General features: G+C 34.8%; 24 protein-coding genes. 9 read left to right on the top strand and 15 right to left on the bottom strand.

What is annotated here, in order from left to right:
- Nucleotides 1-21: 21 nt before the first annotated feature.
- Together BLS98_RS10505 and cphA are read right to left on the bottom strand one after the other, a co-directional pair.
- Nucleotides 22-1,440, bottom strand: a complete 1,419-nt coding sequence (locus BLS98_RS10505; protein WP_089736253.1) for a tetratricopeptide repeat protein — start codon at nt 1,438-1,440, stop codon at nt 22-24.
- A gap of 190 nt (nt 1,441-1,630) precedes the next feature.
- Nucleotides 1,631-4,261, bottom strand: a complete 2,631-nt coding sequence (gene cphA / locus BLS98_RS10500; RefSeq protein ID WP_089736251.1) for a cyanophycin synthetase — start codon at nt 4,259-4,261, stop codon at nt 1,631-1,633.
- A 197-nt stretch (nt 4,262-4,458) separates the two neighbouring features.
- Between cphA and BLS98_RS10495 the strand changes: the two genes are divergently transcribed.
- The 3 genes from BLS98_RS10495 (at nt 4,459) to BLS98_RS10485 (ending at nt 6,884) form a co-directional block, all read left to right on the top strand.
- Nucleotides 4,459-5,349, top strand: a complete 891-nt coding sequence (locus BLS98_RS10495; RefSeq protein ID WP_089736249.1) for a cyanophycinase — start codon at nt 4,459-4,461, stop codon at nt 5,347-5,349.
- 355 nt (nt 5,350-5,704) lie between these two features.
- On the top strand, nt 5,705-6,547 hold the full coding sequence (locus tag BLS98_RS10490; protein ID WP_089736247.1) for an isoaspartyl peptidase/L-asparaginase: 843 nt from the start codon (nt 5,705-5,707) through the stop codon (nt 6,545-6,547).
- A gap of 100 nt (nt 6,548-6,647) precedes the next feature.
- Nucleotides 6,648-6,884, top strand: coding sequence for a YtxH domain-containing protein (locus tag BLS98_RS10485; protein ID WP_089736245.1), 237 nt, complete (start codon nt 6,648-6,650; stop codon nt 6,882-6,884).
- Between the two features lie 100 nt (nt 6,885-6,984).
- Here BLS98_RS10485 and BLS98_RS10480 read toward each other — a convergent pair whose 3' ends face one another.
- The 6 genes from BLS98_RS10480 to BLS98_RS10450 all read right to left on the bottom strand — a co-directional run bounded on the left by BLS98_RS10480 (nt 6,985) and on the right by BLS98_RS10450 (nt 11,755).
- Entirely contained in the window at nt 6,985-7,722 is a 738-nt protein-coding gene (locus BLS98_RS10480) for a hypothetical protein (RefSeq protein ID WP_139166101.1), read from the bottom strand.
- Nucleotides 7,719-8,249 (bottom strand): PH domain-containing protein, encoded by a 531-nt coding sequence (locus tag BLS98_RS10470; protein ID WP_089736240.1) that lies wholly within the window; start codon nt 8,247-8,249, stop codon nt 7,719-7,721. Before BLS98_RS10470 ends, BLS98_RS10480 begins: the two co-directional genes overlap by 4 nt.
- Nucleotides 8,250-8,307: 58 nt before the next feature.
- Nucleotides 8,308-8,943: a GNAT family N-acetyltransferase gene (locus BLS98_RS10465; protein ID WP_089736238.1), complete on the bottom strand. Its 636-nt coding sequence runs from the start codon at nt 8,941-8,943 to the stop codon at nt 8,308-8,310.
- A gap of 27 nt (nt 8,944-8,970) precedes the next feature.
- Nucleotides 8,971-9,831, bottom strand: coding sequence for an SHOCT domain-containing protein (locus BLS98_RS10460; protein WP_089736236.1), 861 nt, complete (start codon nt 9,829-9,831; stop codon nt 8,971-8,973).
- A gap of 11 nt (nt 9,832-9,842) precedes the next feature.
- Nucleotides 9,843-10,730, bottom strand: a complete 888-nt coding sequence (locus tag BLS98_RS10455; protein WP_089736234.1) for a PH domain-containing protein — start codon at nt 10,728-10,730, stop codon at nt 9,843-9,845.
- A gap of 146 nt (nt 10,731-10,876) precedes the next feature.
- Nucleotides 10,877-11,755, bottom strand: a complete 879-nt coding sequence (locus BLS98_RS10450; protein WP_089736232.1) for a PH domain-containing protein — start codon at nt 11,753-11,755, stop codon at nt 10,877-10,879.
- A gap of 369 nt (nt 11,756-12,124) precedes the next feature.
- Between BLS98_RS10450 and BLS98_RS23295 the strand changes: the two genes are divergently transcribed.
- The gene (locus BLS98_RS23295; protein ID WP_167356200.1) at nt 12,125-12,283 is read left to right on the top strand and encodes a hypothetical protein; all 159 of its coding nucleotides are present in this window, start codon (nt 12,125-12,127) and stop codon (nt 12,281-12,283) included.
- Nucleotides 12,284-12,354: 71 nt separating this feature from the next.
- Here BLS98_RS23295 and BLS98_RS23580 read toward each other — a convergent pair whose 3' ends face one another.
- From BLS98_RS23580 to BLS98_RS10420, 6 genes are all read right to left on the bottom strand, one after another.
- Complete coding sequence (locus BLS98_RS23580; protein WP_089736230.1) at nt 12,355-12,846, bottom strand: SHOCT domain-containing protein; 492 nt, start codon at nt 12,844-12,846, stop codon at nt 12,355-12,357.
- 19 nt (nt 12,847-12,865) lie between these two features.
- Entirely contained in the window at nt 12,866-13,549 is a 684-nt protein-coding gene (locus tag BLS98_RS10440) for a PH domain-containing protein (protein ID WP_089736229.1), read from the bottom strand.
- Nucleotides 13,550-13,567: 18 nt separating this feature from the next.
- Nucleotides 13,568-14,296, bottom strand: a complete 729-nt coding sequence (locus BLS98_RS10435) for an SHOCT domain-containing protein (RefSeq protein WP_089736227.1) — start codon at nt 14,294-14,296, stop codon at nt 13,568-13,570.
- 25 nt (nt 14,297-14,321) lie between these two features.
- Nucleotides 14,322-15,689 (bottom strand): histidine--tRNA ligase, encoded by a 1,368-nt coding sequence (gene hisS, locus BLS98_RS10430; RefSeq protein WP_089736224.1) that lies wholly within the window; start codon nt 15,687-15,689, stop codon nt 14,322-14,324.
- A 125-nt stretch (nt 15,690-15,814) separates the two neighbouring features.
- The gene (locus tag BLS98_RS10425) at nt 15,815-16,270 is read right to left on the bottom strand and encodes an HRDC domain-containing protein (RefSeq protein WP_228425177.1); all 456 of its coding nucleotides are present in this window, start codon (nt 16,268-16,270) and stop codon (nt 15,815-15,817) included.
- 14 nt (nt 16,271-16,284) lie between these two features.
- Nucleotides 16,285-16,617, bottom strand: a complete 333-nt coding sequence (locus tag BLS98_RS10420; RefSeq protein WP_089736220.1) for a single-stranded DNA-binding protein — start codon at nt 16,615-16,617, stop codon at nt 16,285-16,287.
- 359 nt (nt 16,618-16,976) lie between these two features.
- Here BLS98_RS10420 and BLS98_RS10415 point away from each other — a divergent pair, with 359 nt between their 5' ends.
- Together BLS98_RS10415 and BLS98_RS10410 are read left to right on the top strand one after the other, a co-directional pair.
- Entirely contained in the window at nt 16,977-17,852 is an 876-nt protein-coding gene (locus tag BLS98_RS10415; RefSeq protein WP_089736218.1) for an AraC family transcriptional regulator, read from the top strand.
- 66 nt (nt 17,853-17,918) lie between these two features.
- Nucleotides 17,919-19,085 carry an iron-containing alcohol dehydrogenase gene (locus BLS98_RS10410; protein ID WP_089736216.1) on the top strand — a complete coding sequence of 389 codons (1,167 nt, stop codon included), beginning with the start codon at nt 17,919-17,921 and terminating at the stop codon, nt 19,083-19,085.
- A gap of 80 nt (nt 19,086-19,165) precedes the next feature.
- On the opposite strand, the gene BLS98_RS10405 is transcribed toward BLS98_RS10410, so the two are convergent.
- Nucleotides 19,166-20,191, bottom strand: coding sequence for a methyltransferase (locus BLS98_RS10405; protein WP_089736214.1), 1,026 nt, complete (start codon nt 20,189-20,191; stop codon nt 19,166-19,168).
- Nucleotides 20,192-20,403: 212 nt separating this feature from the next.
- Between BLS98_RS10405 and BLS98_RS10400 the strand changes: the two genes are divergently transcribed.
- From BLS98_RS10400 to BLS98_RS10390, 3 genes are read left to right on the top strand one after another with little or no spacing between them, the layout of a single operon-like run.
- Nucleotides 20,404-21,012, top strand: coding sequence for an HPP family protein (locus BLS98_RS10400; RefSeq protein WP_089736212.1), 609 nt, complete (start codon nt 20,404-20,406; stop codon nt 21,010-21,012).
- A gap of 5 nt (nt 21,013-21,017) precedes the next feature.
- Nucleotides 21,018-21,356 carry a hypothetical protein gene (locus BLS98_RS10395; protein WP_089736211.1) on the top strand — a complete coding sequence of 113 codons (339 nt, stop codon included), beginning with the start codon at nt 21,018-21,020 and terminating at the stop codon, nt 21,354-21,356.
- 36 nt (nt 21,357-21,392) lie between these two features.
- Nucleotides 21,393-22,304 carry a TIGR01777 family oxidoreductase gene (locus BLS98_RS10390; protein WP_089736208.1) on the top strand — a complete coding sequence of 304 codons (912 nt, stop codon included), beginning with the start codon at nt 21,393-21,395 and terminating at the stop codon, nt 22,302-22,304.
- Nucleotides 22,305-22,307: the final 3 nt, after the last annotated feature.

Below are 22,307 nucleotides of genomic sequence, written 5' to 3'. Positions count from 1 at the left end.
TCTGAGACATTTTTATTTACATCATAATTCTAATACCCAGGTTCCTAAATCCATATCAGAGGGTAATTCGAGTTTCTTTTTAAGTCGGTATTTCTTGGTTTCCACAGCTCTTACTGTTACATTTCCACATTGTCCAATTTCTTTATTGGTAAGATTAAGCCTCAAATAAGCAATAAATTTTATATCATGATTGGTAAGCTCAGGATATTGAGAAATCAGCTTTTCATGAAATTCCGGATACATTTCTTTAAACTTGCTTATGAAAAAAGGATCATTGGAGGTAGCCATTTTAGACAATTCATTAATGGAAGTATCTACTTTCTTTTTCAACTGGTCCGCTTCCATTATTTTTTCTCCGATTATTTTCTTCTGTTCTTCAAACAACCGATCTCTTCTTTTATTCCGTTTACGAATCATAAATATTGTGACAATAGATCCAACAGCAATACCAGCAAAAGCAACAATCATGATATAAAGATTTTTTCTCTCTTTTTCCTGTTCAATGGCAAGATTATTAACAACAGAAGCAACAGCTTTTCTTTCTCCGGAATGAATGCTGTCATTGAGTTGGGTATATTTTGCCAGATATTCATTTGCTTTTGGAATATCATTTAAAGCCAGATAAGTTTGATAGATCTTTTTATAAGTATCTATAATGTCTGCCCCACGATTTATTTTCAGATAAATGGGTAAAGATTCCTGATAATATTCAAGAGCCTTTGGATAATCTTTTTTCAGAGTGTACAGGTTTCCACGTCTGGTTGCAATAGCTCCATACGTGTGGAGTGAGCTGTTTTTTTCTACAGCCAGTACAGATGCTTTATTCAGGTAATATTCTACAGAATCAAGATGTTGCTTTTTCGACAAAAACTGCTCTGCAATTCTTACATAAATCTTAGGTTCATTGGGGAAGTCTTTTAATCCTTTTTTACGCATAGCGTTAATAGAATCGGGAAGTTTTAAATCCTCAAAATTGGACCACTTCCAGATGTAAACAAAAAATAAGGAATTCCTGTTCTCTTCTGTATTAGGGCTATGCTTAAGATATTCTATAGATTTATTCAGTTGAATATTGGCCTGACTGTAAAGACCTAAGAAAGCATAATTTCTAGCAATTTCATTACACAATCTGGCATTCAATCCATTATTATTAACCAATTTTAGTTTTTTCCCGGCTTCATCCAGATAGTGTAGACTTTTCTGATGCTCATCAAATGTAGAAAGTGCATTGGCAATATTGATATTGGCTAAAGCCTCACCTTCAGGGTTATCCTGTTCTTTATAATATCGGAGTGCGGCTATATTGTATTGAAAAACCTTCTCATATTCTCCTTTATTCTTATATATACTCGTAATACTATCCAGCTTTGCCGGAGTATAGTTCTGAGAATAAGACTGTACAGAAGCATAAAGGAAGAAAATAAATAGTACCTTTTTCATAAAAACCGATCGTATGGCAAGTTAATAATTTTTTATTTTCTTCATTTTTAAAAAAGTTAAAAATATTTATGTTATATCCAATTATTAAAAAAATATTCTAAAATTAATTGCTGTTCTAAGAGTATAAAAAAATTGCAATACGTTTTTATTTACTTCGTATTGCAATTTTAATGAGTTTATAAAGTGTTATTTATCCATTCTTATCGTCTTCCAGCAATTCTCTTGCCTGATATTCCTGAACAAGATCAATAGCATTGGAAATTACGTCACTTAAAGCAGTGATGAATGTTCCGTCTTCTGCCATTCCCATCGCGTGTTTTAATGCTTCTATTTCTTTAGGAATAATTTCGTAGCTGACATCTTTTCCTGAGGCCTGCATTCCATCAATAATCAATCCATTGATCTCTTCTTCGGTTCTTCCCCGAAGGTGTTTTTCATTACGGATGATGATATGATCGAACATTCTTCCTGCAATTTTTCCACATTCCCTGATATCATTATCTCTTCTGTCTCCAACACCGGAAATAATACCTATTTTCTTTGTGGCTTCAACGTTTTTCAGATAATCTTCAATAGCTTCATATCCGGACGGGTTGTGAGCAAAATCGATCAATACTTTAAAGCTTTTAAACTTAAAGACATTCAATCTTCCCGGAGTAAGCTGTGCACTTGGGATAAACGTTCGTAGTGAATTGGAAATATCCTCAATTCCAAATCCATGAAGATAACTTGCCAAACTAGCAGCTAACACATTTTCAATCATAAATCTGGCTTTCCCTTCCATGGTAATCGGGAAGTCTTTAGCCTTACCAATTCTGATCTTCCAGTCTCCTTTTTTAATGGTGACAAAACCTTCTTCATAAACGCAGGTAATTCTTCCTTCTTTTGCAAACTTTACAATATGAGGATTATTCTCATCCATACTGAAAATAGCAACATTAGAGTCAAGATCCTTCACAATTTTCATGGAGTATTCATTGTCTGCATTCAAAACGCTCCAGCCGGTTTTCTTTACACTGTCTAAAACAACGCGTTTTACTTTGGTAAGATCCTTTAAATTGTGAATATCATTCATTCCCAAATGATCTTCCTCAATATTGGTTAAAACCCCAATATCACATTGTGAGAATCCTAGTCCTGAACGGAGAATTCCCCCTCTTGCCGTTTCAAGAACAGCAAATTCTACCGTAGGGTCCTTTAAAATGAATTCGGCTGAAATCGGTCCTGTAGTATCTCCTTTTGACAGCATTGTATTTTGAATATAAATTCCGTCTGAAGTGGTAAATCCTACTCTATAGCCATTGCTTTTTACAATATGGGAAATCAATCTTGTGGTGGTGGTCTTTCCGTTGGTACCTGTTACTGCAATAATTGGAATGGTAAAAGGTTTTCCTTGTGGATACAACATATCTACAACCGGAGCCGCAACATTTCTTGGCAGCCCCTCACTTGGGGCAAGGTGCATTCTGAATCCGGGTGCTGCATTAACCTCAATGATCGCTCCGCCACTTTCTTTTAATGGTTGTGTAAGATTTTCCGCCATAATATCTATCCCGCAGACATCTAATCCAATAATTTTGGAGATTCTTTCCGCCATGGTAATATTTTCAGGATGTACCATATCCGTAACATCTATAGACGTTCCTCCTGTAGAAAGATTGGCTGTAGACTTCAGATAAACAATTTCTCCCTTTTGCGGAACAGTTCCAAGCGTATATTGAAGTTTTTCAAGCAGTTCCAAAGTATCTTTATCCACTTCAATTTCCGTAAGAACATTCTCATGACCATACCCTCTTCGCGGATCTTTATTTTCTTTATCAATAAGCTGCTGAATATTTAGTTCACCATCGCCAACAATATGAGCTGGAACTCTTCTTGCTGCAGCAACCATTTTATTATCAATTACAAGCACTCTAAAATCATATCCTGTAATATATTTTTCAACGATTACTTTTCTTGAATATTTCTGAGCATGTTCTAATCCTATTTTAGCTGCTTCCCAATCATTAACATTAATGGAAGATCCTTTTCCATGATTTCCATCCAAAGGTTTTAAAACAATGGGATAGCCTATTTTTTTAATTACCTTATCTAAATCCTCTTCATCAACAACCAAGTCACCTATAGGTACTGGAATAGCCGCATCGTGAAGCATCCTTTTAGTTAATTCTTTATTACAGGCAATATCTACAGCAATAGAGCTGGTTTTTCCGGTAATGGTAGCCTGAAAACGTTGTTGATTTACCCCATATCCAAGCTGTACCAGTGAATTTGTTCCTAATCTGATCCATGGTATTTTTCTGGAAACAGCTTCTTCTACAATACTTCCGGTAGATGGTCCCAGACGAACCCGCTCTCTGATCTCTTTCAATTTCTGGATACAGGCATTCAGATTATATTCTTTGTCTTCAATTAAAGCTTCTGCGATCTTTACCGCTTCTTCAGCAGCATAAATCCCTACATTTTCTTCCAAATAATTGAATACCACATTATACACTCCCGGACTTCTCGTTTCCCGGGTTCTTCCAAAGCCAACATCCATCCCCGCCAGGGTTTGTATTTCCAAGGCAATATGCTCAATGACATGCCCCATCCAGGTTCCTGTTTCCACTCTATGGAAAAAGCCTCCTTCCACTCCTTCTGAACACCTGTGAGTGATCAGTGATGGGATCAGTTTTTCAATTCTTTCTCTGAATCCATCAATTTTATTGGTAGGATAATTCTCCATTTCTTCAAGGTCTAACCTCATCTGTATCAGCTTTTTTCTTCTGATACTCCAGATGTTAGGACCACGCAGTGCCTGAATCTTTTCGATTTTCATAGTCTATTGGCATTTTAACAGTTAACAATAACTTATTTTACAATCAAATATAATATAAAACCCAAAACAAAACCATAGCAGGCATGAAGATTTATCAAAAAAAAAATAAATTTAATTAACATTCCTAAAACATTAAAAATCAACTAAAGATGGCACGAATTTCGCCAAACATGTTAATTATTTTTTAATTTTGTACCATGAGTAAACCTGTAGGAAAATTAATTGTTATCGGAGGCGCTGTAAACAAAGGAAGCTTTGCAGAAACCGATTATGATCAGAATATTGAAAAGAATCTTAACTTTTTTGAACGTGGAATTTTGCGAAAGATCATCAGCGAATCCAAGCATAAGGAAGATTCTGTTATTGAAATTGTAACAACAGCCTCTCAAATTCCTCAGATTGTAGGTACAGAATATAAAAAAGCCTTCGAATTCCTAGGGGCAAAAAACGTAAATATTCTTGATATTCATAACCGTGAAGAAGCCAATTCTGATGCAATGGTGGCAAGAGCAAATGCTGCAGACGTCATGATGTTTACCGGTGGAGACCAGCTGAGACTGACTTCTATTCTGGGGGGAACAAGATTTCACGATACTATTCTATTAAAATACCAGGAACAGGACTTTATTTACTCCGGAACTTCTGCCGGTGCTGCTGCTGCCTCTGAAAATATGATTTATCAGGGAAGCAGTTCTGAAGCTCTATTGAAAGGGGAAATTAAAACAACGCAAGGGCTAGGTTTAATTGATAACGTTATCATTGATACGCATTTTGTACAAAGAGGCAGAATCGGTCGTCTTTTCCAGGCGGTGGTAAATAACCCTAGAACGCTGGGAATCGGATTGGGAGAAGATACCGGACTTTTCATTCATAATGATGTGATGACAGCTGTAGGCTCAGGACTTGTGATTCTGGTAGATGGAAGGTTTATTAAGGATACTAATTTAACAAATATCAATCTTGGAGAACCTATTTCTATTGATAATTTAACGGTTCATGTGATGTCTATGAATGATCATTATGATCTTACGACTAAGACTCTCACCATTGAGAATTCACAATTCAATCCTATTCCACAGGATAAATAGAATAACAAACACAACTATACAAACGGAACTTCGGTTCCGTTTTTTGTTTTTTGAATTCACCACTTTGATCACAGCTTACGATACAATAAGTTTGGGCTAAAGCCAATGGAATATGATTAATTTATTTATTGGCCGGCCGGGCTAAAGCCCGACCCTATTGATATTGGTATCCGTGTGGATATGCAAAAACGCAATAGTTGTTTAACGACAAGATCTTTTATCTTTTATCTTTTATCTTTTATCTTTTATCTTTTATCTTTTATCTTTTATCTTTTATCTTTTATCTTTTATCTTTTATCTTTTATCTTTTATTTATAAATTACCTTCGTAAAAATTATTCATCAACTCTTATTCTATGAAAATCATCATTCACGGAGGCTTTTTCTCAGAAAGTGACCAAAACCATGAAGTAAAAACAGCAAAACAAAACTCTTTAAAAGAAATTGCTGAAAAGGCATTTCATTATCTTCAGACTCATTCTGCCTTTGATGCGGTGGCTTATGCCGTTTCTTTATTGGAAGATGATCCTTTGTACAATGCCGGAATAGGTTCACAGATTCAAAGTGATGGTGTGATCCGTATGAGTGCTGCTATTATGGATGGAGAAACTCAAAAATTAAGTGGTGTTATCAATATTCAGGATGTAAAAAATCCCATTTTTGTAGCAAAAAATCTTATTGGAGAAGATGACCGGGTCTTAGGTGGACAAGGAGCAAAACGCTATGCTACAGAGCACGGATTTGAAAATTTCTCAACAGAAATTCCACAAAGGAGAAAGGAATATGAAGCCAAGCTTGGTAATGGAGGAAAAGGAACAGTAGGCTGTGTAGCCATCGATAAGGATGGCAAACTGGCTGTTGCCACTTCTACAGGCGGAAAAGGCTTTGAGATCCCTGGAAGGATTTCAGATTCTGCCACAGTGGCTGGAAATTATGCCAATGCGTTCTGTGCAGTAAGCTGCACGGGTGTGGGAGAAGATATCGTAAGCAATGCTACTGCCACAAAAATTGTAACCCGCGTAACAGATGGAATGAGTCTTGAAACAGCTTTCACTAAGACTTTTGATGAACTTAAAACAATTGACGGATTTGCAGGCGCCATTGCCATTGATAAAGACGGAAATGTTTATCACCAGGACTCCTATCCTACTATGGTTTTCGCCAGTTTTGACGGTGAAAATTTCGATATCTTTTCTTAATTTTAACATTATTTTATAATTCTGTCTAATTTTTTGGCACGTATTTTACATATGTACTAATAACAAATTTTAATATTAATATCTTTTAAAAATAGAAATCATGGGAAACAAAACAAAAGGTTTATTAGCTTTACTAGGATTAGGTGCTTTGGCTTATTGGAAATATAAGAATTCAAGTCCTGAAGATCAACAAGCCGTAAAGGATAAACTTAATACAGCAAAAGATAATCTTAACAAATGGGGAAATGATATTAAGACTAAAGCCAACGATGTTGCTTCCCAAGTTCAAACTAAAGTAGATGAGGCAAAAACAAAGGCCGAAGATTCTTTAAACTAAAAACAGACAGTAGTTTTTTTTAACATTCATATATAGAAAAAAGTCATCGTAGTAGTTTGCGATGACTTTTTGTTTTTATCAATCAGAAAATAGTAATACTTTAATTTCCCTGAATAATATAATTTTTTTCTATTAGTTTTCTTTCGGGTACACTGGAATCATCTGGCTGAAACCAAACTTCAATCCTGCTTCCATAATAGTCTCCCCAATCTCCTTCTATAACAGTAAAACCATCATTGCCACTTGAAAATTCTTTCAGTTCATCATTGGGATTAAAAACCTTTCTCATCGATTCTTTTTTAATCTCTTTTTCAGAAAGAATCCTGTTGGTATTAAAATCATACACTTTTAAATAGACCTTACCTTTTTCTGTTTTATTCAGGAAAACATCGTATTTATAAGATCCCGGCTGCAGGTAATCATAAATAAGAATATCAGGCTGGGTAACCTCTACAAGTTCTTTCTCATCTACAAACTGCTTCAAAGGCATTGAAAACTTTGCATTCTTTGGGTTTTTAATATCATTATTATAAGGCTTATAAGGACTTTTAGGCGGGTAAAAAGCAAACAGTACACCAATGATGGTAAACATAATAAAGCTTAAAAGACATTGCCAAAGGCCATTTTTAAACTCATCTTTTTTAAACAGCCTTGAAATTCCTAATATAAAACTTAGACCTGCCACCAAAAATGGCGTAACCGAGAAAAAGTTCCATGTAAACTTACTAATTGGTAAAATAAGGATCAGAAGCCAACAAAAAATCCCTATAAATAATGTAATTAAAGAGGTAAAATACCACCTCCAGTTTAAGGCTCTAAAAACGACTTCTTTTATCATAATTTGTCTATAATTTTTTTCTTCTGTTCATTAAATTCTTCTTCACTTAAAATCCCGCTCTCTTTTAATCTTCCCAATTGCTCCAGCTGGTCTAAATGACTAGGCTCAGGTGTATGTTTAATGTATTCTTCAGGACGGGACATGAAGTCTCTTACTTTTTCGCAAAAAAGTTTGGCTTCGTATTTCCCTACTCCATCAATCTCAACCAGATCATCAGACACCTGAATATCTATAGAAGCCAGCATCATTGCTGTTTCATATTGTATTGAGCTTATTTTGGTGTAAGAATAATCCTCCACCGTTAATCCATACATAAATTCTTTATCTACAAACATCAGTCTTCTGTCTGTAGCCACTAAGATAATATGGTGTTGTGTTGTCTTATTTCTGCCTTCCACAAGATAAGCGATTCTTTCATCTACCGAAAGAATATCCGGCAGAGCATGAATCTCTTTTCTGGCAAAAATGGTTGGATTGATATCCAGTTTTTCGAGTTCTTCTTTTATTTCTTTAAGTCTTGATCCCATTGTTATAGTTTATGAGCTTACATTACTATTTCTTTTCAATTTAATAAAAACATTCACCTTAAGCCGGAATGACAATAGAGGAATGCAAAGCATACACTTTCCAGCCTAAATTTTCATATAATAGTTTCCCCTCTTCTGTAGCTACCAAAAGATTATTAGCAAACCCTTTCGATAAGGCGATTTTCTCCAGTTCTTTTAATAAAAAAGAGGCCAGTCCTTTCCTTTGGTGATTTATTTCGGTAATAATCCTATCATAAACGGCAACATCATCTATCAGAGAAACACGACCAATAGAAGCCTGTTCACCATTTTCTGCTACAATTCTTACCACAAAAGTTGTATTGTATTCTGAAAATTCCAAATGATACCCTTCTGCCAGACTGATTTCCGGGAAAATCATGGGGTGAAAACAAGTCATCAGATATCCTTGAGCCTGTAGTTGCCATTTTTCAGGGATACTTCCTATAAACTGATCGGGAGAAGTACTTATTTTCAGATGGACCCAGGGTTCATTAATTGACTGGGCAAGCTGAAAAAAATCTTCGTTAAGTTCAGGAAAAACATATCGTTCTTTCTGTGTTTCATCCCCCACGAATACATTAAATCCAGATTTATACTGAACAGGAAAGGATACTTCTCTTGATAAGCACCATCCTCTAAGCCAGTTTTTTACAATTTCCGTTTTATCCTTCATGATTTGGTGTTAAAGGTTTTATATTAATTATCCCAGCAGTTTCTTTTTTTGCGCCGTAAATTCAGCATCTGTAAGGATTCCGTTTTCTCTCAGTTTTCCAAGTTTTTCCAGCTGTTCAAGAATATCAAGTGAGAGTGTTGAATTTATGGTTGTATTTGTACTGGTATTGGTATTTACAGGATCTGTTTGTTGCTGAGGTTGCTGTACCGGATTATTATAAATAGGTCTTATGATATCATAGAACTTTTCAGCATCTTCTTTATCCATAAAACATTCAAATTCTACCACTCTTTCGTCAAGATGTAGCTTAATGATTGGAGATCTCGGATTGGTTACAAAACTTACCGACTTGATCATTTCATTAGAATAATCATTAATTTTAGCTGCTCCAAACATTGCTTTTGAAACAGAGATCATTCTTTTAGAGGTTGCCACCAGTATTCCTGCAGCCAGTGTATTGACAAACTGAGCATCTGTAATGCCTAAAATCTTCTCATCTTCGGGAATCAGAGAAGGCAACTCTTTAACCTCTCCTTTTGTAAATACGGAAAGGTTGGCATTCAGTTTTTCCAGTTCAGCTATTATCTTTTGTTTTCTCCTTTTAAATTCTTCCTTAGAAATATGTTGAGGTTCTTCAGCTACAGCCATAGGAAGGTTTTCCTGCGTTGTTACTGCAAGGGAGTTTTGTTCTGTATCTTTATTCTGAACGATACGATGGATATCATCAATATTGAACTGATTAAGATTATACAGTACTTCCTGATTGATGTAACTTATTTTATCTAAACATTTATTGCATAATACTCCGCCATCTGAAAGCTTATTTTCTCCTAAAAGCTTATCCATAGAGGTTAATTCTGTAGTACACAATGAACAAATATTACTCATTTTTTTATTTTTTATAATTTATCCAGCAGTTTTTTCTTCTGCTCTGCAAATTCTTCATCGGTTAAGATTCCGCTTTCTTTCAATCTTCCTAATTTTTCGAGCTTATCAAAAACTGTTGAAGGGTCTTCTTTTTGTGGTGGCTCTGGTTTAAATATAGGAGATTTTGGTTCCGGATGTGTTGCGCTTGGTTTTAATTGGTTTTTGGAACTGTTTGCATAATCTTTTATCGCATCACAAAATAGTTGGGCATTATTTTTATTTTTAAATATGAAATCAGCCTCAGATCCATTGATAAACATCTTTAGCTGGTTCGAACTTTCTTCCGGGTCATGTAAAATAGAATTGATATCCTGATATTGAAATTCATTTTGATATAGATTTCCAAAAAAGCCTTTGTTAAGAAAAACCACTCTATGCTGTGTTGCTAGCAGAAGGCCGTTCATCTTGTTATGTACATACTTTGCATCAGCTATCGCAATAAGCTTTTCATATGTACTTAAAATATTCACCAGTTCATCCACTTCGTTGTTCACAGATGCACTGAGTTTAGCATCTAAATCAAAGATCTGATCTTTAATTTCTTCTGATCTTCTAGGTTTGGCATTATCAATGGAAAACCGAACCGAATGAGAAAATGTTATGGTAGTTCGGGAAACTGAAGTCTCTACGATAGACTCTTCTTCAACTTCCTCTATTTCCTCAATACTTTCACTCCATACTAAATCCCTTATTTCTGTCAAGCTGTAATTGATGAGACCATTCACCAGATCTTGATTAACAGCCGTTGCCTTATTCAGGCATTTATTGCATAATATTCCACCATCTGAAAGTTTATTTTCTCCCAAAACGGTATCCATAGGGGTTAAAGGTATTCCACAAAGAGCACAACTTGTGTTCATTCTAGTTTTATGTTTAAAAGTTTTTTAAATCAGAAAAGATAACAACTACCGTTCTGTTTTGTATCAATCCAGATTCTAAATCATGATCTATTTTTAACTAACTTATTTTAAATCATCATTAAAATCCTACAGAGTCTGTTACATTTTTAAAGTCTTTCTAATAATTTCGCTTTCTGAATTGAGAACTCTTCCTCACTTAAAACCCCCATCTGTCTTAGTTTTCCAAGTTTTTCCAGTTGCTCGAAAATATCTTCCGAGGAACTTTTCGGTGTATTAGATGCACTTTGGCTGGATATACTTTGAGGTGCCGGACTCGGAACATTTTGAAAGAATGATTGTGGCTGCGTGGCTTGCTGATGGGATGGTCTTTCCGGTTCTCTGATCTGTCCGTTCACCGTATCACAGAATGTTCTTCCATCACTTTTATTATGCAGTTTAAACTCAACAGTTCCTCCTCTTGTATTGACTCTTAATACGGAGTATAAAAGATTTTCAACCTGATCCAGAGAAGTAATATCTTTATGGGTATATTCATTTTTAACCATTCCACCGAGGAATTTTTTATCCATGAAAATTACTCTCCATTGGGTTGAAAAAATAATTCCTTCCCTTTTATTATGAAGATTGATACATTCTGCAATAGCAATCAATCTTTCATTCTGATCCAGAACTTTATCCAGTTCATTTACTTCTTCATTGGCCAAAACACTTAATCTGGCTTTAAGGGATACAATCTGATCTTTTATTTCATCTAATCTGGTAGGTGCATCATATTCATAATTACTCGCTCCTGAGTAAGGAGAACTTCCCGGATTCTGACTTGCATCAATTTTACTTTTAAGGAACATTCCTGTTATTTCAGCAAAATAGAACTGATGTAGATTATTGGCAAGGTCTCTATTAATCGTAATTGCTTTATTAAAACATTCAGCACACAAGTAGCCGCCATCTGCAAGTTTATTTTTCCCAACAAGCATATCCGTAGAGGTAAGCGGAGTTCCGCATAATGCGCAAATAGTATTCATCTGGTTTTTAATTTTTAAATGATATGGACTAAAACAGTTTGAGTCTGTTTTTTATTCTCTGAGCCCAAATTACAAATTCTGATTCTATATTTACCCTCAAAAATATTTAAAACTTCTCTTTTTTCAGGTATTTTTTTCCTCTTCTCTTAAAATTAACCTATCTTAACTAGTAATTCACTTCTATTCTGATTGAAATTTGGTTTTTAAAACTATTTCATGAAACGAACAGTTTAATAATTGATATCGGTTACATGTAAAAATGAATTCTATGATTTTTGTTGAAAATGAATTTGCTCCGCTGAAAAAGGTTGTATTAGCACATCGGAATTTGGTTATCCCAAAGAACCCCGCCTAGAAGATCTTAGATTTTTGACTCAGGAAGCCGTACAGGAAAACTTTGAAAACAGAGGAAAAGATCATGCTGATGCGTTTCCGGAGCTTCAGAAAGTAGAATACATAGACTTCTCCATAAGCAGAAGCTTTGGTGGCTCTTTCTGGTGCAGTACACAACCTCTTTCAAGATATTAAAAGAACCTACTTTAAAATAAAAAACGGCTCAAGATTTAGTATCCTGAGCCGTTTTTTATTTACTATAGAATTTATAATTTATCCAGAAGTTTCTGCTTTTGTTCTGTAAATTCTTCATTTGTAAGAATTCCACTCTCCTTCAGTTTTCCAAGCCTCTCTAAAAGTTCAAAAATAGAATCTTTAGAAATCTCTATAATTTCCTCTCCTTTAAGAAATGTCTTAACTGTTTTACAAAACTGATCTGCAAAATAAGGATCACTCTTTTCAAACATATATTTCTGTTCTTCGGTAGCCAATTCAATAATTTTCTGAGAATCCACATATTGTATCAGCGTAATTTTTTCATGTGGAATTACTTCTATAAAGTCTAAACCAAGGCCTTTAAAAATAATACGGCGATCTGTTGAAAAAAGAAGACCAGCCGTTCCATCAAACAGCCCATCTATAATATGAATCATTTTCTCATCTTCCATCAGAATATCCGAAAGCTGTTCTATATCTTCTGATGCCCATAACAATAGATCCGGATTAATATATTTGATTTGATACTTTATATTTTGCATAATGAAATAATCGGGAATATTATATTTTACTAAATAGTTTAGCTTTTTCTTGTAGAAATTCCTCCTCAGTCAGAATATTGCTCTGTCTCAATTTACCAAGTCTTTCTACTAGGTCCAGAATTGCGGTAACTTCAGTAGTATTTATTTTTCTAGAATTATTGATAAACTGACGTACAGCTTCACAAAAGGGTAATCCATATTGTGGATGATCCAATGTAATTTCAATTACTCTTGAGGAAATAGAGACTGTTATTATATTAGTTAAAGGCGAAAAATCAATTGAACTCATATCTTCAAGAGCAACAACTTCTTTAAATATGATCTCATCAGTTCCGGCATCAATGAAAATCAATCTTTTATCCGTAGAAACAAAAGTTCCATACCCTCGTTGACGGTGTTTTCCAAAAACAATATGAATAAGTTTATCTTCCTGAATGGTTTCAAAAATATCCCATAAAGCAGACCCTGAATAATCAGAAAGACTCGGATTGATTTTGAGTACATCAGTTTTAAACTGACGAACATTCCTCTCTTTCTTTAATAATCTTTTGGCTTGATGTACACTGAACTGACTGCTGTTTAAAGAGAATCCACGGTATACCTTATCAAGTTTAGATTTACAATCACTGCAAATTTCAACATTATTTAAAAGTATTCCGGAGTTCAGGGAAACTATACTTTCGCAAATGGCGCAACTACTCATCTTTTTTAAATTAGTCTTTTAAAGTTGTTCCAGTATTTTTTTCTTTTGTTCAGTAAATTCGGTGTCAGTAATCACCCCATTCTGCCTGAAGCTACCAAGTCTTTCCAAAATATCAAAAAGCGATGGCTCATTATTATTGTGGAAAGCCCGGTCTTCGGTAAGCTTTTTATCTTTTACAAGTTCTATTTGTTTTTCTATTTCAGCTAAACACTTTTCAGTTTCATTGAGAACATCTGAAAAATTAAAAATATTTTCGGAAGTAGTGACTTTTATATGACTCATTTCAGCTACTAGATCTACCGAAATTATTTCATTATAATCAATTATTTCAGGAAGTTTGATCTCTAAATCTGCTCCCATAAACATAAGTCTTCGATCTGTTACAACTAAAACACCAAAATTATTACTATAGACTGCATTTGAAGCATGTACAATATTTTCATTATCCCAAAGGACATTAAACAATTTCTTAATTGCTGAATTTTGAGATAAAAGAACATTATACTTTTCTACAAATTGGTTGCTAAACTTTTCAAACCTTATTCCTTTGGCCAACAGTTCCTGAACTTGAAAAGAACTATAGTTTTGAAATGATCCGGTATGAAAAACATCTATAATTTTAAGAATATCCCTTGTTTTTGCGCCGCAGCCATTGCATAGATAAGTGTTATCTGCCAACTCTTCTGTTGCAGAAAAAAAGCCGGATACATTTTTTAGTGAGACTAAACAACCTATACAATTTTCCATAATGGGGTTTAGCTTTACTGTTCTCTTATCCTAAGAACTCATCCAAAGAAACAGTCTTTTGTTCTCCGGCTTCAAGATCTTTGAAAGTAACCGTTCCATTTTTTATTTCCTCTTCGCCTAAGAATACAAGGTGCTTAATTCCTTTTTTCTCAGCATAAGTAAATTGTTTGTTGATTTTTGCATTTTCAGGATACAATTCTGCTGAAATACCTTTTGATCTTAGTTGCATGATTAATTTCAGAGCCTCTATAGTTTCTTCACCTCCAAAATTAGCAAACAAATATTCTATTTTAGAAGAAGCCTCTTCAGGGAAAAGATTCAATTCTTCCATGACCAGGTAAATTCTGTCTAGTCCGAATGAAATACCGATTCCCGGGATATTTTTCACCCCAAACACTTCTGTAAGGTTGTCATATCTACCACCGCCTCCAATAGAGCCCATAGCCACCTCATCTGCTTTCACTTCGAAAATGGCTCCGGTATAATAATCAAGACCTCTTGCTAAGGTAATATTGAATACTAGATTCTGCATATCAACACCAAGGTTCATAGATTGTGTAAGAACGAATTCCAACTCTTCTACTCCTTGCAGGCCAATCTCATTACCTGCGAACTTTTCTTTTAATTGAAGAAGATTTTCCAGGGCATCGTCAGACTGGCTGAATAAAAAGTCTAATTTATCAATAGATTCCTGAGAGATTTCTCTTTCTAATAATTCTTTAACAACTCCTTCTTTTCCAATTTTATCCAACTTATCTAAAGCTACTGTAAAATCAATCAGTTTATCTGTAATTCCTGCATATTCAGCTAATCCGGAAAGGATCTTTCTGTTGTTCATATGAATGGTAACAGGTACTTTCAGATCAGCAAATGATTTTAGATATAATTGAACCAGATCCACTTCCTGCAATAAGCTTTCGCTTCCTACGACGTCTGCATCACACTGATAAAATTCTCTGTATCTTCCTTTCTGAGGTCTGTCTGCTCTCCATACCGGTTGGATCTGGAAACGCTTGAATGGAAATGTTAACTTCCCATGATTCATTGCTACAAATCTTGCAAAAGGTACGGTAAGGTCATAACGAAGCGCTTTATCAGTTAAACTTTCTGAACTGAAAGGTTTCTCCAATGCTCTCTGAAAGTCATTAAGCATTTGATGTTTTTTATCATCTTTTGCTTCATTAATGCTTGAATTCAGAATTTTAAAAATCAAGCGATCACCTTCTTCTCCGTACTTTCCTGTTAAAGTAGAAAGATTTTCAAAGCTTGGTGTTTCCAATGGCTGAAAACCGAATAACTCAAAATTATTCTGTAGAATATTAATGATATATTTTCTTCTGGACACTTCCTGTGCTGTAAAATCTCTCGTTCCTTTTGCTAAACTTGGCTTCATTTATTGTATGTCATTTTGATAAGTACAAAAGTACGGAATTGCAAGGAATTTTACACAGTATAAAAAAGCTGGAGAAACAATCTTCTCCAGCTCGGAAAGTTAATAGAATCATTTATTCCGAAAAATCATACACTTTCAAGGATTTCCAGTATTTCTTCACCATAATTTTCAATCTTATGTTTTCCGAAACCTTTAATCTCCAGCAGTTCTTCTTTTTTGGCAGGTTTATACTTGGCTACAGACATCAGCTCTTTGTTGCTTGCTATGAAGTAAGTAGGCAGATTTTGTTCTCTCGCTTTCTCCGATCTCCAAAGTTTCAGGGCATTGAGAATTTGTTCTTCATCGGGATTCAGGAAATCATTATCTGCAGAGTATTTAACAACCTTTGGTTCTTTCACTGTATTTTTGACTAATTTAAGTTCTTCAAAATACAAGATCACAGACCAATAACATTCATCATTTACAAAAGCAGTCTCCACTTTTATAATCTCGTTTCTTTCCAGGAAATCATCCAGCATTTTCTGATCTCTGTAGAGTAATTCTTCCGGAAGCCTGATCTTAAAAACTTTTACTTTCATCATTTGAGTTTTTAGAATTATTTACCTCCCAACAACAGGATCTCGTCTACTCTAATTTCCGTAATGTAACGCTTTACGCCATCCTTATCATCATAAGATCTGTACATAAGCTTACCTTCAATGGCAATTTCTTTTCCTTTAGGAACATACTTTTCCATAATTTCTGCAACTTTCCCGAAAGCAATCAGATTGTGCCATTGCGTCTCTTCTACCTTTTCGCCTTTAGCGTTTGTGTAATGATCGCTTGTAGCTAAAGATACACTCGCTTTTACATTTCCGTTTTCGAAGTTTACCATTTCAACTTCTTTACCTGTGTAACCAATTAATGTTACTTTGTTTCTTAGTGACATAACTTTTAGATTTTAATGATTAATATTTCAGATAAGAGACGTTCACTGTTTTCTCAAATCTCTGTTGCAAAGTTGTAGATCTCACCAAAGCTCAGTCGGTTATAAACTATTTAAATTCGTTTGTAGTCGTTTGTTATCGGATAATGATAATTAAAAGTATTTAGGAACACTTGCTTTAAATAGTAAAAAATAATGTTTCAATTTGAAAAATGGAAGGATATAAAGTAATTAGCCACTAATGCACGAATTCTTTTTATTCATGCATTAGTGGCCATTTTATTGAGATTTAAATTAATTTTGTCTCCTGTTTCTTACTAAGAAGGAACTTTAATGATTTTTGAATATAAAGAAATGAATATATGAGGACGTTAGAAATTAAAAAGAATATTCAGAAAGAGGAAGATAAAAATCTTTCTTTTCGGGTTTTTAATTTAACCAATGACTATTTGAAAGACTATGGGAAGCCTCACAAAAAGGATCATTTTTTTATTATTGTCATAGAAAGTGGAACCTTACAACTCCATATTGAAGATAAAATTCATTTTTTGAAACCCGGAAAAATCTCTGTAGTATTTCCGGACCAGGTTCATTTTATTTCTGATACAAGCAGCGATCTGAAAGGAAAAATCATTCTGTTTGAAGAAATACTGTTTTGTTCGGATATTCTGAAGAATGAACTTAGTACTTATAATGTCAATCTTTCCACACAGCTTCACTGTACGGTTCTGTCTCCTGAAGAGTTTCAACAGAGCTTATATTTAATTTCCATCATTCAGGGGATTTATCAACAGCCAAGTCTTATCAAAAAGGAACAGGCAAGGTTTCAGATCAAAATTTTTCTGTTAGGCTTAATAGAATCTGTTCACGGATTGCATCCGATATTGCATAAAGAAACCGCAGACAAACCTATTTATGTTCGTTTCAAGAAATTACTGAATGAACATTATAAACAATACAGAACAGTTCAATATTATGCTGATGAATTGGCCATTACAGCAAAAAAATTAAATTCAGTTACCAAGAAGCATTGTGGAGAAACGGCTATTCAGGCCATTCACAACCGGATTTTAATAGAGATTAAACGACAATTGATGTTTTCAGACCTTTCTCATAAAGAAATTGCATTTGATCTTGGTTTTAATTCTCCTTCTGCACTCAACAAGTTTGTAAAATCAAAATTGAAGGAAACTCCTACTGCTCTTCAGCAAGAATTGGCGCAAATGTATAACACATAATCCTGTTTGTATAACATCGTCCGTTTAGGCTTATCTAATTTTGTCTCATTAAAATCAAACAAAAAAATGAGCAAATTATTTATTGCAGGAGAGGTATTCCATGGTGCCGGAAGTCTTTCAGAATTAGCAAATATTAAAGGTAAAAAAGCCGTAATTGTAACAGGTGGGAGTTCTATGAGAAAAAGCGGAACTCTAGACAAAGCCATTGCATATCTTACAGAAGCTGGAATCGAAACTCAGATTTTTGAAGGTGTAGAGGAAGATCCATCATCAGCAACATGTATGAAAGGAGCTGAAATGATCAAAGCATTTGAGCCAGATTGGATTATTGGATTAGGAGGTTGTTCTGCTATTGATGCAGCCAAAATTATGTGGGTATTTTATGAATATCCTGATGCTGATTTTGATGCGATGATTAAACCTTTCACGGTTCCGGTTTTAAGAAATAAAGCAAAGTTTATCGCTATTCCTTCTACAAGCGGTACAGGAACTGAAACTACAGGTCTTGCTGTCATTACAGACAGAGAAAAAGGGGTAAAATATCCAATTGTTTCTTATGAATTAACACCTGATATTGCTATTATAGATGGAGAAATCTGTGCATCGATGCCTGCGCATGTGACTTCAAATACAGGTCTTGATGCATTAACACACTGTGTAGAGGCTTTTGTTTCCAATATTGACAATAATATTGCTGATGCGCTTTCAAAAGGTGGGCTTGAGATTGTTTTCAATAACTTAAAGGAAGCAGTAGAAAACCCAACCAATATTACAGCACGTCAGAATATGCACGATGCTTCTTTTATGGCAGGTTTAGCATTCAATAATGCATGGTTGGGAATTGTTCACTCATTATCTCACCAGGTTGGAGCATTGTATGGGATTCCTCACGGAGCTTCCAATGCCATTTTCCTTCCGAATGTTATCCGTTACAATGCACAGGCTACAGAACGTTACCCTGATTTAGCAAGAGTAATTGGTAAAGAAACGGCTGAAGATCTTGCTCAGGCAATCGAGACCTTACGTTCTGAAGTTAATAATCAGTCAGCGATCAAAGAATTTGGGATTTCAAGAGAGGATTGGGATAAAAACATTGATTATATCACAGCCAATGCATTGGCAGATCCTTGTACCGGTTTCAATCCGAGAGTTCCTTCTTTAGATGAATTAAAGGCTATTTATAATGCTTGTTATGAAGGTCTTGTTTATAGTGAGGAATTGGTTTTAGGATAATATTTAAATTTTAGCCTTAAAAAAGCAGGAGCCCAAAATGGATTCCTGCTTTTGCTATTCAATTAAGAAATTTTTTAAGGTTATGCTTTTTCACATTCAACAATGCTTTTTGCTTCTGTACCAATATGAATGAGCCGATTAAATTGTAGGTCTGCTTTTTCTATAATTATTTTAAATTCTTGTAAAGATCTTTCTCTTCCTGTAAGACAAGACATCATAACAATATCCAACAGCTTGGCCATATGAGGCTGATTGTAAGAATCATCGGGAATCACAGCATCTATTATGAGTAACTTCGCTCCTTTGGGCATCGCATGATAACAGTTTTTCAGAATTTGTACACATTCATCATCACTCCAGTCATGAATGATCCATTTCATCATATAGAGATCTGCTCCCTCTGGAATCTTGTCAAAAAAACTTCCAATAGCAACAGAACACCTTTCTTTTAGACGATCGGGTATCATCTGAACCGTTTTTTCAATCACATTCGCTTCATCAAAAATAATTCCGGCACTGTTGGGTGTATTATCCAAAATTGTATGAATCATAACCCCATTACCTCCACCTATATCTACCATTTTCTTATAGGGTGTGAAATCATAGTTTTCTATAATACCTTTCAGTTCCATCCCGGACATTCCAGTCATACCTTTTCCGAAATTTTCTCCTATTTCAGGATATTCTTTATAAAATTCCCAAAGGGATTTTCCATGAATATGATCAAATGGGATTTTTCCTGTGTGAACAGCATAGGTAAGGTCTCCATATGCAGGAAAATGCTCGCTCATAATAGTGAGTATAAAATTTTTTGCAGTTCCGGGAACATTGGTTTGTAATGCGGCACCCAGATCATTAAGGGCAAAAGTCTTACTCTCTGACTCTTCGAAAATTCCTGCACTGCTTAATGCTCTCATGATCCGATACAATTGTGCTTCATGGGATTGAGTTTTTTCAGCCAGCAAAGAAATAGCCTTAGGACCAGCCGCCAAAAGATCTGCAATATTAAGTTCAGCAGCTGTTTTTACACATCCGGTGAGCCACAAGCCACCTAATATTTCATACATTTTGAAAGTAGATTCCGGTTTAATGAGTTGTTTTTTCATAGTAATAGTTTTATGTCAGATTAAAATATTTCATCAATATGTGAATTTAATAATTTATATTAACCCTTTAACTTCTTTTTAAAGAAAAGACCATTATTACATTCAAATCCTATCCATTTACAAACGGATAATTCTGTATCTTTGTTCTTACTTCGAAAAGAACCTATGCATTTTGCAGAAAATCAATTATAAAAAGCAAAGAAGACAAGTATATGAAGAAGACCATAAAAAGAACGTTCAGAGTCTCAAAATATGTGATCTATAAAGAAACTCTGGTTGATTACAAGGAGCATTTTTGGTCCTTTTTAGGGGCTTTTTTCGGAATTGGACTGATTGCTTTTATTCAGTCTCATTCTTTAGCAGAGACTGAGAATATATTCCTGATCGGTTCTTTTGGTGCCTCAAGTGTTCTTATTTACGGAGCTATCCAAAGCCCGTTGGCTCAGCCTAGAAATTTAGTAGGTGGCCATGTTCTCTCTGCATTGGTTGGTGTTACGGTTTTTAAGATTGTTCCGGATATTATATGGCTTTCTGCCCCATTGGCTGTGGCTTTTTCCATAGTTTTGATGCAGTATACCAAAACTCTGCATCCACCAGGCGGAGCTACAGCTCTTATTGCGGTAAGTTCTACCGGAAAAATTCCGGAATTAGAATATTGGTATGTTATCTCTCCGGTTCTTTCGGGGTGTATTATCCTGTTGCTTGTGGCCTTGTTTTTTAATAATATAACGCCCAACAGAAGCTATCCTTCTCACAGCAGGTTGATGAGACTCTTAAGAAAAAAACACGCCCATGGGCATGCACAGAAAATGAAAAAGTAAAAATTATGAATTGCCTGGAATGTGGCGAAAAAATCATCGGAAGGTCTGATAAAAAATTCTGCAATGATGCCTGCCGAAATGCCTACAACAATAAGCAGAACAAAGATTCTACCAATCTTATGCGAAATATCAATAATAAACTCCGCAAGAATTACAGAATTCTTACGGAAGTAAATATTGATGGGAAAACAAAGGTTGCCAAATCCAAATTAGAAAGCCTGGGCTTTGATTTTGATTATTTCACCAATATAAAAGTTTATAAAAACGGTTCTGAGTACAAGTTTATTTATGATTACGGCTATAAACTTTTAGAAGAAGACTTTGTTTTGATTGTTAAAAATTAAGCATAGTTTTATCGCACCACCACAAAATAGATTAATATGAAAGAAGTTGTTTTGATTACCGGAGCAAACGGTCTGATTGCAAAGGAACTTGCAAAAAAAATTGGAAATGAATTTGAGGTAAGGTTTCTTACCCGGAAAAAAAGACAACCGAATGAATATGAATGGGATCTTAAAAAAGGAATCATTGATGAATCGGCTTTGGAAAATGTTTCCCACATCATTCATCTTGCAGGAGCTAATATTTCAGAAAAGCGCTGGACAGCAGAAAGAAAAAAAGAATTGATTGCCAGCAGGGTGGATTCTGCCACATTATTACGAAATACTTTAGGGAAAAAAGAGATTAAACTAAAATCTTTTATATCTGCTTCCGGAATTAATTTTTACGGAACTCTGACTACAGAAAAAATATATTTAGAAAACGATCCGCCGGGACATGATTTTCTCAGCGAAGTTGTGGTCTTATGGGAAAGAGCTGCCGATCATTTTAAAGAACAGAATCTTGCAGACAGAATTGTTAAAATCCGTACTGCTGTTGTTCTTTCTGAAAAAGAAGGAGCATTAAAAAAAATGCTTCCCCCGATACAATATGGTATTGGTTCTGCTTTGGGGAGTGGTAAACAGTACATGCCTTGGATTCATGTTGAAGATATCTGTTCTATTTATGAGTTCGCTTTAAAAAACGCCAATTTTCATGGTGCTTACAATGCTGTTTCCCCTCAGCATGCTACCAATTCAGATTTAACTCAAAAGATTGCTGAGGTCCTGAAAAAACCACTTTTTATGCCCAATGTTCCCGCTTTTGTTTTAAAACTATTATTTGGAGAACTAGCCAACGCGATCTTAGAAGGTTCAAGAGCTTCCTCACAGAAAATTCAGAATGCGGGTTTTCAATTTAAATTTCCTGATTTGCATCAGGCTTTGAATAGTTTGCTAAAAAAAGATAGTTAATTC

Origin of the sequence: Chryseobacterium jejuense (assembly GCF_900100075.1) — a bacterium.
Classification (GTDB): domain Bacteria; phylum Bacteroidota; class Bacteroidia; order Flavobacteriales; family Weeksellaceae; genus Chryseobacterium; species Chryseobacterium jejuense.
The sequence above is the reverse complement of the archived record's forward strand: the minus strand, read 5'-3'. Positions and strand labels throughout refer to the sequence as shown.

Coding starts and splice junctions, on each gene's coding strand:
- BLS98_RS23580 (WP_089736230.1), bottom strand. CDS start 12,846: ATGCAAAATATAAAGTATCAAATCAAATATATTAATCCGGATCTATTG.
- BLS98_RS10490 (WP_089736247.1), top strand. CDS start 5,705: ATGAAAATCATCATTCACGGAGGCTTTTTCTCAGAAAGTGACCAAAAC.
- BLS98_RS10470 (WP_089736240.1), bottom strand. CDS start 8,249: ATGGGATCAAGACTTAAAGAAATAAAAGAAGAACTCGAAAAACTGGAT.
- BLS98_RS10455 (WP_089736234.1), bottom strand. CDS start 10,730: ATGAACACAAGTTGTGCTCTTTGTGGAATACCTTTAACCCCTATGGAT.
- cphA (WP_089736251.1), bottom strand. CDS start 4,261: ATGAAAATCGAAAAGATTCAGGCACTGCGTGGTCCTAACATCTGGAGT.
- BLS98_RS10505 (WP_089736253.1), bottom strand. CDS start 1,440: ATGAAAAAGGTACTATTTATTTTCTTCCTTTATGCTTCTGTACAGTCT.
- BLS98_RS10495 (WP_089736249.1), top strand. CDS start 4,459: ATGAGTAAACCTGTAGGAAAATTAATTGTTATCGGAGGCGCTGTAAAC.
- BLS98_RS10465 (WP_089736238.1), bottom strand. CDS start 8,943: ATGAAGGATAAAACGGAAATTGTAAAAAACTGGCTTAGAGGATGGTGC.
- BLS98_RS10440 (WP_089736229.1), bottom strand. CDS start 13,549: ATGAGTAGTTGCGCCATTTGCGAAAGTATAGTTTCCCTGAACTCCGGA.
- BLS98_RS10395 (WP_089736211.1), top strand. CDS start 21,018: ATGAATTGCCTGGAATGTGGCGAAAAAATCATCGGAAGGTCTGATAAA.
- BLS98_RS10425 (WP_228425177.1), bottom strand. CDS start 16,270: ATGATGAAAGTAAAAGTTTTTAAGATCAGGCTTCCGGAAGAATTACTC.
- BLS98_RS10390 (WP_089736208.1), top strand. CDS start 21,393: ATGAAAGAAGTTGTTTTGATTACCGGAGCAAACGGTCTGATTGCAAAG.
- BLS98_RS10450 (WP_089736232.1), bottom strand. CDS start 11,755: ATGAATACTATTTGCGCATTATGCGGAACTCCGCTTACCTCTACGGAT.
- BLS98_RS10460 (WP_089736236.1), bottom strand. CDS start 9,831: ATGAGTAATATTTGTTCATTGTGTACTACAGAATTAACCTCTATGGAT.
- hisS (WP_089736224.1), bottom strand. CDS start 15,689: ATGAAGCCAAGTTTAGCAAAAGGAACGAGAGATTTTACAGCACAGGAA.
- BLS98_RS10410 (WP_089736216.1), top strand. CDS start 17,919: ATGAGCAAATTATTTATTGCAGGAGAGGTATTCCATGGTGCCGGAAGT.
- BLS98_RS10420 (WP_089736220.1), bottom strand. CDS start 16,617: ATGTCACTAAGAAACAAAGTAACATTAATTGGTTACACAGGTAAAGAA.
- BLS98_RS10415 (WP_089736218.1), top strand. CDS start 16,977: ATGAGGACGTTAGAAATTAAAAAGAATATTCAGAAAGAGGAAGATAAA.
- BLS98_RS10400 (WP_089736212.1), top strand. CDS start 20,404: ATGAAGAAGACCATAAAAAGAACGTTCAGAGTCTCAAAATATGTGATC.
- BLS98_RS10480 (WP_139166101.1), bottom strand. CDS start 7,722: ATGATAAAAGAAGTCGTTTTTAGAGCCTTAAACTGGAGGTGGTATTTT.
- BLS98_RS10485 (WP_089736245.1), top strand. CDS start 6,648: ATGGGAAACAAAACAAAAGGTTTATTAGCTTTACTAGGATTAGGTGCT.
- BLS98_RS10405 (WP_089736214.1), bottom strand. CDS start 20,191: ATGAAAAAACAACTCATTAAACCGGAATCTACTTTCAAAATGTATGAA.
- BLS98_RS10435 (WP_089736227.1), bottom strand. CDS start 14,296: ATGGAAAATTGTATAGGTTGTTTAGTCTCACTAAAAAATGTATCCGGC.